16 protein-coding genes are annotated in these 13,391 nt (G+C 38.9%); 12 read left to right on the top strand and 4 right to left on the bottom strand.

Annotation, left to right across the window (positions count from 1 at the left end):
• Positions 1-33 precede the first annotated feature (33 nt).
• Positions 34-915, top strand: a complete 882-nt coding sequence (locus DW005_RS08110) for a DegV family protein (protein WP_117478881.1) — start codon at positions 34-36, stop codon at positions 913-915.
• 83 nt (positions 916-998) lie between these two features.
• Here the strand turns inward: DW005_RS08110 and DW005_RS08105 are convergent, their stop codons facing one another.
• The 4 genes from DW005_RS08105 to DW005_RS13810 form a co-directional block, all read right to left on the bottom strand.
• Positions 999-1,274, bottom strand: coding sequence for a hypothetical protein (locus DW005_RS08105; RefSeq protein WP_022377911.1), 276 nt, complete (start codon positions 1,272-1,274; stop codon positions 999-1,001).
• 84 nt (positions 1,275-1,358) lie between these two features.
• The gene (pcrA, locus tag DW005_RS08100) at positions 1,359-3,602 is read right to left on the bottom strand and encodes a DNA helicase PcrA (RefSeq protein WP_117478879.1); all 2,244 of its coding nucleotides are present in this window, start codon (positions 3,600-3,602) and stop codon (positions 1,359-1,361) included.
• A gap of 24 nt (positions 3,603-3,626) precedes the next feature.
• Entirely contained in the window at positions 3,627-4,247 is a 621-nt protein-coding gene (locus DW005_RS08095; protein ID WP_117478878.1) for a DUF1836 domain-containing protein, read from the bottom strand.
• A gap of 195 nt (positions 4,248-4,442) precedes the next feature.
• The gene (locus DW005_RS13810) at positions 4,443-4,598 is read right to left on the bottom strand and encodes a hypothetical protein (RefSeq protein ID WP_181974987.1); all 156 of its coding nucleotides are present in this window, start codon (positions 4,596-4,598) and stop codon (positions 4,443-4,445) included.
• A gap of 361 nt (positions 4,599-4,959) precedes the next feature.
• On the opposite strand from DW005_RS13810, the gene rlmD reads away from it, so the two are divergent.
• The 11 genes from rlmD to DW005_RS08040 all read left to right on the top strand — a co-directional run bounded on the left by rlmD (position 4,960) and on the right by DW005_RS08040 (position 13,379).
• Positions 4,960-6,642: a 23S rRNA (uracil(1939)-C(5))-methyltransferase RlmD gene (gene rlmD / locus DW005_RS08090; RefSeq protein WP_117478877.1), complete on the top strand. Its 1,683-nt coding sequence runs from the start codon at positions 4,960-4,962 to the stop codon at positions 6,640-6,642.
• Positions 6,643-6,730: 88 nt separating this feature from the next.
• Positions 6,731-7,264, top strand: coding sequence for a GNAT family N-acetyltransferase (locus DW005_RS08085; RefSeq protein ID WP_117478876.1), 534 nt, complete (start codon positions 6,731-6,733; stop codon positions 7,262-7,264).
• Positions 7,265-7,693, top strand: a complete 429-nt coding sequence (locus DW005_RS08080) for a GNAT family N-acetyltransferase (RefSeq protein ID WP_117478875.1) — start codon at positions 7,265-7,267, stop codon at positions 7,691-7,693.
• A gap of 122 nt (positions 7,694-7,815) precedes the next feature.
• The gene (locus DW005_RS08075) at positions 7,816-8,094 is read left to right on the top strand and encodes a CD3324 family protein (protein WP_055264019.1); all 279 of its coding nucleotides are present in this window, start codon (positions 7,816-7,818) and stop codon (positions 8,092-8,094) included.
• A 113-nt stretch (positions 8,095-8,207) separates the two neighbouring features.
• Positions 8,208-8,660, top strand: a complete 453-nt coding sequence (locus tag DW005_RS08070) for a GNAT family N-acetyltransferase (protein ID WP_117478874.1) — start codon at positions 8,208-8,210, stop codon at positions 8,658-8,660.
• A gap of 291 nt (positions 8,661-8,951) precedes the next feature.
• A complete protein-coding gene (locus DW005_RS08065; RefSeq protein WP_117478873.1) occupies positions 8,952-9,704 on the top strand; it encodes a nucleoside phosphorylase in 753 nt (250 codons plus the stop codon).
• Positions 9,705-9,739: 35 nt separating this feature from the next.
• The gene (locus tag DW005_RS08060; RefSeq protein WP_117478872.1) at positions 9,740-10,792 is read left to right on the top strand and encodes a GNAT family N-acetyltransferase; all 1,053 of its coding nucleotides are present in this window, start codon (positions 9,740-9,742) and stop codon (positions 10,790-10,792) included.
• A gap of 25 nt (positions 10,793-10,817) precedes the next feature.
• On the top strand, positions 10,818-11,339 hold the full coding sequence (locus tag DW005_RS08055) for a GNAT family protein (RefSeq protein WP_117478871.1): 522 nt from the start codon (positions 10,818-10,820) through the stop codon (positions 11,337-11,339).
• A gap of 84 nt (positions 11,340-11,423) precedes the next feature.
• A complete protein-coding gene (locus DW005_RS08050) occupies positions 11,424-11,954 on the top strand; it encodes a hypothetical protein (protein WP_147324427.1) in 531 nt (176 codons plus the stop codon).
• Positions 11,955-12,522: 568 nt separating this feature from the next.
• Positions 12,523-13,077, top strand: a complete 555-nt coding sequence (locus DW005_RS08045) for a hypothetical protein (RefSeq protein WP_117478869.1) — start codon at positions 12,523-12,525, stop codon at positions 13,075-13,077.
• Between the two features lie 107 nt (positions 13,078-13,184).
• Positions 13,185-13,379: a hypothetical protein gene (locus DW005_RS08040; RefSeq protein ID WP_117478868.1), complete on the top strand. Its 195-nt coding sequence runs from the start codon at positions 13,185-13,187 to the stop codon at positions 13,377-13,379.
• Positions 13,380-13,391 lie beyond the last annotated feature (12 nt).

Here is a 13,391-nt window from a genome sequence, read left to right as displayed (position 1 = left end):
ATGTAACGTATCTTTTGAAAGGGGATTGCATAGATGAAAAAAGTTGCGGTAATTACAGATAGTAATAGTGGGATTACTCAGTCAGAAGCAAAGAAGCTTGGCATTCACGTTGTGCCAATGCCTTTTTTTGTAAATGGTGATACATTTTATGAAGATATTAGCATGAGTCAGGATGAGTTTTATGGATATCTGGCGCAGGGCGCAGATGTAATGACATCACAGCCGGCACCGGATACATTAATGAAACTGTGGGACAGTGTGTTAGAATGTTATGATGAAATCGTTTACATTCCGATGTCGAGTGGATTGAGCAGCTCTTGCGGAACTGCCATGATGCTTTCTTATGAAGAAAAGTATGAAAATAAAGTTTTTGTTGTAGATAACCAGAGAATTTCGGTTACACAGAGACGCTCCGTAATGGATGCCATTGAACTGGCACAGAATGGTTATGATGGCAAACAGATTCAGGAGATTTTACTTCGTGAGAAATTTGAGTCCAGTATTTATATCATGGTGGACACGCTTTCTTATCTGAAAAAAGGTGGACGAATTACACCGGCGGCTGCAGCTATCGGAACCGTATTAAGAATCAAACCGGTTTTGCAGATTCAGGGAGAAAAGTTAGATGCTTATGCAAAAGTAAAAACTTTGAAGGCGGCAAAAAGCACAATGATTAAGGCAATTCGCCATGACTTTGAAGAACGTTTCCATGATCCGGATGGGGATAATTTTTACATGCATGTTGCTTATACGGCAGATGATACCGAGGCACAGGCGTTTCGTAAGGAACTAGAGACAGAATTCCCGGGACATCGGGTGGATTTTGTTGACCCACTTTCCTTAAGTGTTTCGTGTCATATCGGACCGGGCGCATTAGCAGTTGCAATTTCAAAAAAAGTTCCGGAATTAGGATAATAGAATAGAGAGAAATAATTAGAACCGCCTGCACCGGTATGTCCGGTACAGGCGGTTCTTTTGGGGTGAAAGGAGAATAAAAACTAGTTTGTCTTCTTTACATAAACGTCATTGTCATCAATGTCGTCATCTTCGAAATCATCCTCAAACTCGTCATAATCAAAGTCACCATCAAAATCAGCGTACTTTGGATTCATATAACGGTATACAGCAAATGCGATAGCAGCTACAGCAGCAACTGCACCGATAATAGCCAAAATCCAAAGAACAAAACTTTTATTTTCTTCCTCTGCTTTTTTCTTGTTTAACAACTCAGTAATTTTAGCGTTGTTTATCATTTCCTCAAATTTTCCTGACATAATAAAAACCATCCTTTCTCAAAAAGATTCTTTAACCATATTGTAACACGAATAGTTATGGAATACTATACTTTTTTTATCAAATTATAATTTTGTCAGTTTGGCAAACGAAGAGCGGAGCTTTCTCTGTCCAAATCCATCAAATTCAATGACAACCTCATAGTCGTTTGTTAGTTTTGTGAGGGAGCGGACAATGCCCTGCCCAAATTTCGTGTGTGACACCCGGTCGCCAACTTGATAATCCGGAGCACCGGCAGGTGAAGCACTTCCCATTCCCTTTTGGATGTAAGGGTTATTGGCAAATGGATTTTTGCGGTCCTTGGTATAAAGAGAAGCTTTTGTTCTCGAAAATTCAGTTGGTTTACTTTCGGTCTCCGGTTTAAGGACTGCGCCATAGGTCTGTTTCACCAAGTGGCGCGGAATCTCGTTAATAAAGCGTGATGGGCGGTTGAAATTCATTTCACCGTTACGCATGCGCTGATTTGCGCTGGTAAGCGTCAGCTTTTTCATGGCACGGGTAATTCCCACGTAGCAGAGTCTGCGTTCTTCTTCCAGTTCAGATGGGTCATCGCCAAATACGGCGGAAGCCCCCGGAAAGATTGTTTCTTCCATACCGCAAATATAAACGTTTGGAAATTCCAGTCCTTTAGCACTGTGGAGTGTCATCAAAAGCACCTGCTCAGCGTCATCGGATACCGTGTCAATGTCTGCCACGAGAGCGATGTCTTCCAATAAGTCGTTTAACGTGCCGCCATTATTATCTTCTTCATATTGAACAATCTTATTCATCAGAGATTCAATATTTTCGATGCGGCCATTTGCCTCATCGGTGTCTTCTGCCTCTAATTCACGGACATAACCGGTTACATCCAAAAGTTCCTGAGTCATATCCTCAAGCGAATACATTTCGCCGCGTAATTTCATGCGAAAATGCTCAATCAGGCTGACAAAAGAATGAATTTTTGCACTGGCGCGGTTACATCCCGGAATTTCATCCACACGGCGAAGTGCCTCGTAAAATGGCATTTCCTGCGAAAAAGCATAGTCCGAAATACGTCCGATGGTTGTCTGACCGATGCCTCGTCTTGGAATATTGATGATTCGTTTAATCGCGATATCGTCCGCACTGTTATTGATTGTTTTCAGGTAACAGAGAATATCTTTAATTTCCTTTCTGGCATAAAAGTTGACAGCACCGATAATCCGGTAAGGGATTCCTTCATAAATAAGTTTTTCCTCAAATACACGGGATTGTGCATTGGTACGGTATAAAATAGCAAAGTCGCTGTAGGACATGCCATCCTTTACCTGACGGTGAATGTCAGCGGCAATGCCCTGAGCCTCTTCATATTCATTATCGTAGCGCCCATAGGAAATCGGAGCACCGGCCTCAGCCGTTGTCCAAAGCGTTTTTTCTTTACGCATGGAGTTATGTTTAATTACTCCGCTGGCAGCCGCAAGAATATTTTTAGTGGAGCGATAATTCTGCTCTAAGCGGATTACTTTTGTTGCCGGAAAGATTTTTTCAAAATTCAAAATATTGTGAATATTTGCACCGCGGAACCGGTAAATCGACTGGTCATCATCACCAACCACGCAAAGGTTCTGGTAGCGGGATGCCAGCAAACTTAATAATGTAAACTGTGCGGTGTTTGTATCCTGATACTCATCCACCAGAATAAATGGAAAACGCTCCTGATAATGGTTTAGTATTTCCGCATTCTGTCGGAATAATTGCACAGTAAGCATAATTAAATCGTCAAAATCCAAAGCATTGTTTTGTTTTAGACGCTTTTGGTATTCTTTATAAACCCGTCCGAAAATCTTCTTATTGTATTCTTTTGCTACTTCGTCAGCATACTGCTCCGGTGTTTTTAACTCGTCCTTTGCCGAGGAAATAGCATTTAAGAAAGTGCGTTCTTTATATTTTTTTGTATCAATATTTAATTGTTTGCAAATATCTTTCATCAGTGATTTCTGGTCATCGCTGTCGTATATCGTAAAGGCGTTATCGTAACCCAAATGGTCGATAAACCGTCTTAAGATTCGAACACAGGTGGAGTGGAAGGTACTTACCCAGATACTGCCGGCACCATATTCAATAATGTTATTCACACGCTCGCGCATTTCGTTTGCCGCTTTATTTGTAAAGGTAAGGGCAAGAATGTGGTAGGGCGGTACCTGATGTTCCTCAATTAAATATGCAATTCGATGGGTGAGAACACGGGTTTTTCCGGAGCCTGCACCCGCTAAAATAAGGAGCGGTCCCTCAAAGTGGAGAACCGCTTCTTTTTGTTTGTCATTTAATCCTGCAAGTAATTCGTTCATAGTAACCTCAATTCTATCCGTAATTTATTTGTCTTTTTTCTGCTTCGCTTCATCGGAAAGAGTTTCGTCAATTAAACGCTCCACTAACTGTTTTTTGAGGTAAGCATCAAAACTGAGCAGGCAGATAAAAGCGAAACGGGAGAGAAAGTCTGCTTCGTCTTCATCCTTAACATCCGGAAACAGATTTTGTGAATACTTAAATCGTCTCAAAATGTCTTTGGTAAGATTATCTGTCTGTATGCGCTCCATCTCAAAAATGACGCGGTAGATTTCTTCCAGTGAAATATCCCTTGATTTATTGTTATAGAACATATCCGTCAGCGGGCGGAAGATTTTCTGCGTATCATTGATTGATAATACATTTTTAAAATAATAAATAAAAATCAGAAGATACATATGTTCTTTGGAATATTTCTTCTTGACCGGTGGTGGAAGAAAATCGTTTTTTGTGTAGTTGTTAATCATGGTTTTTGTAAGTATTTTATCGTCATCCAGACGCTTACACGCAGCAAGATGTTCGTCCATAAATGTCGTAACCTGATCCATGTATAAATCAATATTAGGGATGTCTTCCGGATTTATGTAATCAATCTTTTTCAGTTTTCCGATGATATCCATAATGCTTTCTTCGGTTGCGTTATCCATTCCGGTACCTCTTTCCTAATGTCATTTAAGTTTAAGTATAGCGGATTTTGGTGAGTAAATCAACTGATAGTTTGTGGCAAGTGTTTGTTATTATTTTTTGTTTTCGTAAATCCGTAGAAAAAGTTTGCGTCTCGTGGGCGCTTCCGCTTATTGAGTGCGTAGCGGTATGGGCACTGAAACTACCAGAGGTCTCCGCTACGCTTCGGTCGTTGCAGAACAGAAGTCCACTGGACTTCTTGCAACACATACCGACGCACTCAAAACCCACTCATCACAAACTTTTTCTACGAATTTACCGGAACCCAAAAGAGTGAAAACAAACACCTGCCACAAACTACTTGCTAAAAACACAGTTTTTTTATCCTGTATAGTGACAAAGATGAAACTACAGTTCCCGATTTGGAGATGCTGTGAAAACAATTTAAAACGAGTAGAGAAGGGGGAGGTTGGTGCAAACTGTGGATGTTATTTTTAGTGCTCAAAAGTTTGTGTCAATTGTTTGATGCCAGTCTATTTGGCTTCCAGTAATTTAGTAGAAAAGCTTTGTGATGAGTGGGAGCGCCCACGAGACGCAAAACTTTTCTACTAAATTACGGAAACCAGAAAAAAGTGGCATCAAACATTTCCCACAACCATTAAACATTAAAAAATGACATTTCCCAAAATCTATGCTATACTATGGCAATAGCAAATTTTACGAGGAAGGGTTACTATGAAAAAGAATGAATTTTATGAGGGGATGGTTACATCTCTAAAGTTTCCGAATAAAGGAATTGTTTATGTAGAAGATGAGGATACCTATGTACAGGTGAAAAATACACTGCCGGGGCAGAGAGTGCGTTTTCAATTAAAGAAAGTAAAGAAGAAAAGACCGGAGGGAAATCTGACCGAAGTTTTGGTGCCTTCGGAGATTGAAAAAGCAGTGCCGCCGTGTCCGCATTTTTCGGAATGTGGCGGTTGTGCATACCAGACGCTTCCGTACGAAGAGCAGAAGAAGTTGAAACTGAATCAGGTAAAAGCTTTGTTGGATGCTGTGTATCCGGATTTTCCACTGGATGAATGTGTGGAAAGTCCTAGAATCTGGGAATACCGAAACAAAATGGAGTTTTCTTTTGGGGATGAAGTGAAAGATGGTCCGCTTACTTTGGGACTTCATAAACGAGGGAGTTTTTATGATATTGTTTCCGTCCCTGACTGCCAGATTATTGATGAGGATTTGCGCAAGGTGTTAAAGACAACGCAGGACTTTTTCCGGAATGCGAAACTGGGTGGAAAAAGCATTGACTTTTATCATAAAATGCGCCATGAGGGCGTGCTTCGCCACCTACTTGTACGCAAGGGATTAAAAACCGGGGAAATGTTAATCTGTCTGGTGACATCTTCTCAGGGAGGAATCGATTCTACGGAAGGGAAACAGTTACTTGAGAAATATAAAGATACGCTTCTTGCGTTAGAGACGACAGGGACGTTTGCCGGTATTCTGCATATGACAAATGATAGTCTTTCGGATGTGGTGAAAGCAGATGCGGTAGATATTTTATATGGAAAAGATTATTTTTACGATGAACTTTTGGGACTGCGTTTTCGCATTACGCCGTTTTCCTTTTTCCAGACAAATTCTGCCGGAGCAGAGAAACTGTATTCGCTGGCAAGAGAATACATTGGTGATTTGACCGGGAAAAAGGTATATGACCTTTATAGCGGAACCGGAACGATTGCGCAGGTACTGGCACCGGTGGCAAAAGAGGTGACAGGAGTTGAAATCGTGGAAGAGGCAGTTTATGCAGCGGCAGAAAATGCCAAAGAAAATCAGCTGGACAACTGCACATTTTTGGCAGGAGATGTGTTGACGGTGTTGGATGAACTGACGGAGGCACCGGACGCAATTGTCTTAGACCCACCAAGAGAGGGCATCCACCCAAAAGCAATTCGTAAAATTTTAGATTATGGATTATCCTCATTTGTTTATATTTCCTGTAAGCCAACTTCGCTTGCCAGAGATTTAGAAGTGTTTTTGGAATATGGATATCAGCCGGTTAGGGCAAAATGTGTAGATATGTTTCCGTGGACACGCGGGATAGAGACGGTTGTTCTTCTTTCCCAACTCCGTCAGAAGCCGGATGATTATATTGATGTGGATATTGATGTTGCTGAATTGGAAGGTACTTCAGCAGAGACAAAGGCAACCTATGAAAAGATAAAGAAGTATGTTGCAGAGCATAATGATGGGATGAAGGTTTCGAATCTCTATATTGCTCAGGTAAAACGGAAATGTGGTATTGAATTGGCTGAGAATTTCAATTTGCCAAAGTCGGAGGATGCTAGACAGCCACGGTGCCCGAAGGAGAAGGAAGAGGCAATTGTGGAGGCACTGAAGGCGTTTCAGATGATATAAACATACTGGAGCAAGTTTATTTATAATTAAAATTGAGGTTTTCATATATTAGGATGGAACTTATACTTAATCAGAAGAGGTGATTTAAATGTGGCTAGAAACTAATAGATTGATTATTCGCTCCATACAGCGCGGAGACGAGATTATCTTTTCTGGTATGTCTCAAGATGGGAGTCTTAGTCAAGTTGGGTTTGATGCTAATTGTTCAGAGTGGATCAATGATTGGATTGAAGAGGCTTTAAAATTAACAAATAATGATAATCCAAGAGAAAATTATATACCTTGCACTGTTATACTAAAAGAAACAGAAGAGGTCATAGGCTCTGTTGGTTCTACATATTATGAAGATGTGGATAAGGTTGGTATTTGTTATTTTATAGGAACACCTTTTAGGAAAAAAGGATATATGACAGAGGCGATAAATGCATATGTTCAGTTTTTCTTTAAACAATATAGTGAGTCTGAAATAATAGCAACTACTCTCGATGCGAATACACCATCATGGAAAGTAGCAGAGAAATCTGGTTTCAACTTAATAGAAAAGAAAATGTACAAAGATATTGATGATGAAAAAGAAGAATTGTATCGCTTTTATGTAATACGAGGCCAGGAGGATAAATAAATGGAGATAAGAGTAGTTAATCATAATGATATCGAGGAGCTTGCCGGAGTAATGGGACAGGCATATTCAGAGGAGCCTTGGAATGAGGCTTGGGTTCAGGAAAAGGCAGTAAGAAGAGTGCAGTCCATTTTGTGTGGATTTGAAGCCCTGGGTTTAGCTGCAGTAGAAGACGGTGAAATTATAGGTGGTCTTTTGGGATTTGTGGATCCTTATGCAGACTATGATATGTTCTTTGTTTCAGAAATTTTTGTTGCTCCAAAGTGGAAGAGAAAAGGAGTAGGGCGTAAGCTGCTTAGTGCCTTAGAAGAGCAACTTAAAGTAAAGGATATTCATACAGTAGAACTTATTTCTATAAATGATAATCTAGAGTTTTATAAAAAATGCGGACTAAATAATGGTGATGTTAATTGCTTGGGGAAGTCTTTTTAATAAAGGAAAGGGGCATTTTATTTATGAAAAAAAGATATGTTTTTGCTCAGTAGTCTGAGCTTAAAATAAAAAGAATAGTTAAGCTCAGATGAATCCTAAGAAATTATATTTAGGAGGATACTATGAGTTATATTAGAGCAGAAGAGGTTCTGCCAAAAGAATTAATAGAAACTATTCAGCAATATGTAAATGGAAAAGCAATATATATTCCCAGCACATCTAAAAAGGAGTGGGGAAGTCATACTGATACAAGACAATATCTGATACAGCGAAATCACGAGATTAGCCAGAAATATCAAGGTGGTAGTTCTATTGCCAGTCTTGCCATGCAGTTTTCACTTTCGGAGAAAAGTATTCAAAGAATCGTTCGCGAAGGAAAGAGAAAATCTGGCAAGTTGTGAAGAAAAGTGCAAGTGGGATTTTTAAGATATAATAGTGCTGAATTTGATTAAGAATTAGAGATAAGGTGGGCTATTTTAGCCTGCCTTTCATATTATTGGAGGATATTAACAATATGAACAATTATAGAATTATAACATTAAGAGAACGGCCGGAATTAGTAGCTATTGCAGCTGAGTGGTTTCATAGTAAATGGGGTGTGCCGGCAGAGGCATACCTGGAGTGTATGAAAGCGTATTTATCAGGAAAAACCGAGTATGGTTGGTATATATGCTTATATGATGAATCCATTGTCGCAGGACTTGGGGTAATAGAAAATGACTTTCATGATAGAAAGGATTTGACTCCAAATGTATGCGCCGTATATGCTGAAGAAGAACATCGAAAAAAGGGACTAGCTGGGAATTTGCTAAACAAAGTTGTTGATGATATGAGAAATAAAGGAGTAACGCCTTTATATTTGGTGACGGATCATATTGGCTTCTATGAACGATATGGATGGGAATTTTTATGTATGGTTCAAGGTGATGATGAACCCAAAATGACAAGAATGTACATCCACAGATAAAAATGATTGACAAGCGTTACAAACAAGAGTAATCTTAACATAATAATTTTTGAAAGGAGTTTTCTCATGAATAGATTTGCAGTCGGATATTCATATACTGAAATTTATGCTATGCACATTATGAACGTGTATGGTCTTAATTGCGTATGTAAATATTTGAATTGCTAAGATGAGAAAATGGTTCAATAATTAGAATATAGTATATGCTGACCACTTATCTTTGCAGGTAGGTGGTCTTTTTTATCCGAATAAAGTAGTTACAATAATTGAAGAGAAAGAGTGAGCGATATTATGCTACAGAGTGATTTTTTTGACAAAGAGACAGAGGCATTAATTGATTTAAATGTTATTTATGGAGCCGGAAAGCATATTACAGACAAATGTATGATTATCTTTTCTAAGGAGATACATACATATTTAGTGTCACATTATAAATGTGAAATTATAGGTGAAATTGGCGCTTGTAATGGAAACATTTCAATCTATTGTCTGGATTACAAGGGAGAGAAAATAGCTTTTTATCTGACGGGAATAGGTTCTGCTGTTGCATCCTCTATGTGTTATGAAAGCCATCATGTTATTGGTGCAACAAAGTATATTATGTTTGGTTCTTGTGGAAGTCTTGATAAAGAAACAACCAGAGGTAAGTTCATTATCCCAACTGAAAGTTATAGAGGAGAGGGAGCATCCCATTATTACGCACCATCTTCTGACTACATTACTATTAAAAATTGTGATGTGTTGGCAGAGGTATTTGAAAAAATAAAAGCTCCGTATGTTAAAGGCCGTGTATGGACAACTGATTCTATGCTCCGTGAAACGAAGGGACTAGTGGCAAAAAGAAAAGGTGAAGGGTGCATAGCAGTAGAAATGGAGCTTGCAGGTGTTCAGGCAATATGTGATTTTTACGGGTTAGAACTTTATGATTTTCTGGAAGCAGGAGATGTATTGGGAGACAGCGGATATGAGTTTGAAGGACTGCATGATGCTAACCATAATGTTGGGAAAGCATTGATAGCTCTGGAGGCTGCAACATATTTGTAGATTAATTATTGTTTTGTACGGAGGAAGTGATAAAAATGAATCTTATAGTACTTATAGGAAGTGGTGCGGTTGGTAAGATGACCGTGGGCCGGGAATTGATGAAAATAACAGATTATAGACTCTTTCATAATCATCATATGATAGAGCCGGTAATCGAGATCTTTGGTAAATTTGATGGAGCAGTGGTAGGCAAACTTCGGGAAGATATCTTTGATGCCTTTCTAAAAACTGACTATAGTGGATTAATATTTACTTATATGTGGGCCTTTGATATGCAGTCAGATTGGGATTATATAAAGTCGGTTACAGATAAATTCGAGGGTACCGGTGGAAATGTATATTATGTGGAGCTTGTTGCGGACAGGGCAGTTAGAATAGAACGAAACAAAACGGAAAACCGCTTAAAGAACAAGGCTTCTAAGCGGGATATTGTGGTATCAGAAGATCGTATGCTTCGTGAGGAGACAAAATATCGACTTGTAAGTAATGACGGTGAGATTCCTTTCGAAAATTATATGAAGATTGATAATACGAATCTTGAGCCTTCAGAGGTTGCTCTTATGATAAAGGAGAGATTCAACTTACAGGGAATTAGTGTAACTGAACTGATGAATAGGGTGAAGCTTGAAGGAGTCCGAGAAGATGAAATAGAGCAGCTTTATGACATGCAGATTAAGAGTTTTATGTCGCTATATGAAAAATATCATGATGAGGGATCACCTGCAATTGAATCTATAGAGAGAGTAAGAGACAGGGCTTCACAGGAAAATAGAAAGTATTATTTTATTGTTAAGGATGGAGCAAGAGTCGGAGCCATCAATATCGGCAAAAGACTATCCGACCCAGAAGAACCCTGTCTATACATCAGCCCTCTTTTCATTCTTCCTAAATATCAGAAGCAGGGAATCGGATATGTTGCAATTCAAAAAGCTTTCGCATTGTATCCTGACACTAAGGTATGGAAGCTTGATACAATTCTTCAAGAATCCGGAAACTGCCACCTGTATGAAAAATGTGGTTTTGTGCGAGTTGGTGAAGAACATATTATAAACGATAAGATGACATTGGTAAATTACGAGAAAAGATAAAATAAGTGTTACGGAGGTATGGAAAATGCGACTGAGACCATATAAGAGCTACGATGCAAAAAAGATTATTAGCTGGATAAAAGATGAGGAAGTTTTCCTTAAGTGGGGCGGAGATCATTTTGGTTTATATCCTATTAGCGCTGAGATTATAGATAACAAATATTTGAACGATAACGGCGATTGCAAAGAGGAAGATAACTTCTATCCTTGGATTGCATTTACAGATGAGGACGGCGTTATCGGGCATTTTATCATGAGATATATTCATGGGAATAACAAAGTTCTTCGTTTTGGCTGGGTTATAGTTGACGACTCCATCCGAGGAAAAGGTTATGGAACAAGTATGTTGCGAACAGGATTGTATTACGCTTTTAACATCCTAGGAGTCCATACTGTAACAATTGGTGTATTTGAACATAATGATATAGCTCATAGCTGTTATAAAAAAGTTGGCTTTGTTGACAAAGAGATTGTTCCACATGAGAGAGACAACATTATTGAAATGGCCATTACAAAAGAGGATTATCTTCTTTTGACAAAGTTGTAGTATTTTTTTCTTCCACTTCACATTTCGAGTAAATTATATTATTATATTATTCGAACAAATATTCGATTTGGTGGGTGAGAGAGATTGAGACGAAGAGATATAATGTCAACCTATTGTACTGCCAGTAGTTCAGATAGGTTTGAATTTCTATATGAGTATTATCATAATTACAAAAATATATTAAGCTGTGAGAGACACTGCGTTATTTATATGATTGAAAGTTTTATGATGAAGAATCATTGGGAGAAGTATTGTAAGTATTATAACAGCTTAAACAAAAATAGCCTGATAACTCGCATCTCTGAATGCATGAGCAAGGGAGAGGCAATAGATTTTGTGTTTGGGGATGAAGAACTTCCGGAATATATTTTAGATTCTTACAAGAACTACATAGCCATGAGAGTCGATTTTCGAATTTTTGCCAACGCGCTTAATAGCATTGGCGGTAAAGATGAAGAATTGCTTCGCAGGTATGTTATGAGAGAAATTGATCTTCAGGGAATTGCTACAGAACGGACAATTGCTTATGAGACTGCAAAGGGAAAAATTAGAGATTTAAAGAAGCTATTGAAGGAAAGAACTTTGAGTTTTCTGGAAGAAGGGAAAGTGGCATAATTAACGACACAACACATCGACGACACAAAGTCGACACCATTTGTCCCTTTTCAAAAGAAAAAAGGTGTGATATTGTTATACTCGCAAGAGATATAGCTTGCAGATAAAAACAAATATAAAGCAATAAATCATTACCGTGCACAATAATGATTTGTTGCTTTTTTTATTTGTGAGGAAGGCGATGTAATTTTGAGTGGTGCAGGAGCAAGACTCCGCCAGGATGCAAGGGCAGAGCCTTTGCCTGGGTGCAGGGAGAGTTCCCGCTCGGGTCCAGGTGGAAAGCCTGGTAGGTCCAGGACAAGGTCCGGTCTGGTCAAGGGTGAAACGTATTGTGGGGTTAAGGGGCAACGCCCATTAGTCCGTCCAGGGTGACAACCTTGGCCCAATAAAGTGTTGGACGCGACACTTAGTATTGGGTTATTATCTGTAACGCTCTGCGCAGAATTAACGGCTTCGCCGGGAAAAGCAAGTTAATCTTTTTAGAAAAAATAAAAAATGAATAGTGGCATATTAAGAGGAATCGAATAAAATCGGTTCCTTTTTTTGTGCGAGGAAGGAGAATTATTTAATGGCAAAACAAAAAGTAAGAGCGACCAGGCACAATGGTCGTAAAGGTGAAAATGGCGTTTTTAAGGCTGGACACAATGACAGATCATTTGATGTTGATGCAGCTGAACATATTGATCCAAGCAGAAGTTTCATGAATGTGTACTGGGACATGTATCAAGGATATAACATTGCCGGTGCAGATGGGGTAAGACCTGAAAGACGATTTTCATTTGAAGAAATTGAAAAAGCATTTTATAGTAATCAATTTGGGGATTCACTAGATGCACAGGAGGAGGGAAATAATATCCTGGCATTTATGAAGTCTGAAGGTTATCTACAATTTGAAATCGGGAAGAAGATTTCATCAACGGATTTTTATAATATCTATGTAAGCTGGTGTGAAGATAACCTTGAAAAATCGAGGGCTTCTGCCGGCTTTTTGCATTATATAAAGGAGAATCAGAAAAGATATGGACTTATTTATGATGCGAAATGTATTGGTAATCGTCGAGGCTTTCACAATGTATGCAAAGCGGAGTTTACGCCGGTTGCCGGCAAAACACCGTTTGACTGATATAGGTAAAATACCTGCTCATGCTGCTCAGCCTGATATATATGGAGCAGTGTGAGCAAGATGAGCGGACTTTTTAGAACATTGATTAGAAAATACGGAGGAAAATAATGATTAGTATGACAAGACAACAGCAGGGAGACTTTAATCGCTGCTGTGATTTTTTAGCAAGAATGATTGAGAAATATGGAGATAGCATAGAACTTGGAACCGCGCAGAAAGTAGCATTGATATATGAGTGGACTAATGCGCCTGGAGACAGGCAGGATTATATACTTAATCTTGAATATTCACGTGTTGCGTGATAATATAATATT

Origin of the sequence: Clostridium sp. AF36-4 (assembly GCF_003435975.1) — a bacterium.
Classification (GTDB): Bacteria; Bacillota; Clostridia; order Lachnospirales; family Lachnospiraceae; genus Eubacterium_F.
Note: the sequence above shows the minus strand (reverse complement) of the source record. Positions and strands in the feature narration are given on the sequence as shown.

Excerpts from the sequence above, each read along its gene's own strand:
- DW005_RS08110 (WP_117478881.1), top strand. The coding sequence starts at position 34 with ATGAAAAAAGTTGCGGTAATTACAGATAGTAATAGTGGGATTACTCAG.
- DW005_RS08105 (WP_022377911.1), bottom strand. The coding sequence starts at position 1,274 with ATGTCAGGAAAATTTGAGGAAATGATAAACAACGCTAAAATTACTGAG.
- pcrA (WP_117478879.1), bottom strand. The coding sequence starts at position 3,602 with ATGAACGAATTACTTGCAGGATTAAATGACAAACAAAAAGAAGCGGTT.
- DW005_RS08095 (WP_117478878.1), bottom strand. The coding sequence starts at position 4,247 with ATGGATAACGCAACCGAAGAAAGCATTATGGATATCATCGGAAAACTG.
- rlmD (WP_117478877.1), top strand. The coding sequence starts at position 4,960 with ATGAAAAAGAATGAATTTTATGAGGGGATGGTTACATCTCTAAAGTTT.
- DW005_RS08085 (WP_117478876.1), top strand. The coding sequence starts at position 6,731 with ATGTGGCTAGAAACTAATAGATTGATTATTCGCTCCATACAGCGCGGA.
- DW005_RS08080 (WP_117478875.1), top strand. The coding sequence starts at position 7,265 with ATGGAGATAAGAGTAGTTAATCATAATGATATCGAGGAGCTTGCCGGA.
- DW005_RS08075 (WP_055264019.1), top strand. The coding sequence starts at position 7,816 with ATGAGTTATATTAGAGCAGAAGAGGTTCTGCCAAAAGAATTAATAGAA.
- DW005_RS08070 (WP_117478874.1), top strand. The coding sequence starts at position 8,208 with ATGAACAATTATAGAATTATAACATTAAGAGAACGGCCGGAATTAGTA.
- DW005_RS08065 (WP_117478873.1), top strand. The coding sequence starts at position 8,952 with ATGCTACAGAGTGATTTTTTTGACAAAGAGACAGAGGCATTAATTGAT.
- DW005_RS08060 (WP_117478872.1), top strand. The coding sequence starts at position 9,740 with ATGAATCTTATAGTACTTATAGGAAGTGGTGCGGTTGGTAAGATGACC.
- DW005_RS08055 (WP_117478871.1), top strand. The coding sequence starts at position 10,818 with ATGCGACTGAGACCATATAAGAGCTACGATGCAAAAAAGATTATTAGC.
- DW005_RS08045 (WP_117478869.1), top strand. The coding sequence starts at position 12,523 with ATGGCAAAACAAAAAGTAAGAGCGACCAGGCACAATGGTCGTAAAGGT.
- DW005_RS08040 (WP_117478868.1), top strand. The coding sequence starts at position 13,185 with ATGATTAGTATGACAAGACAACAGCAGGGAGACTTTAATCGCTGCTGT.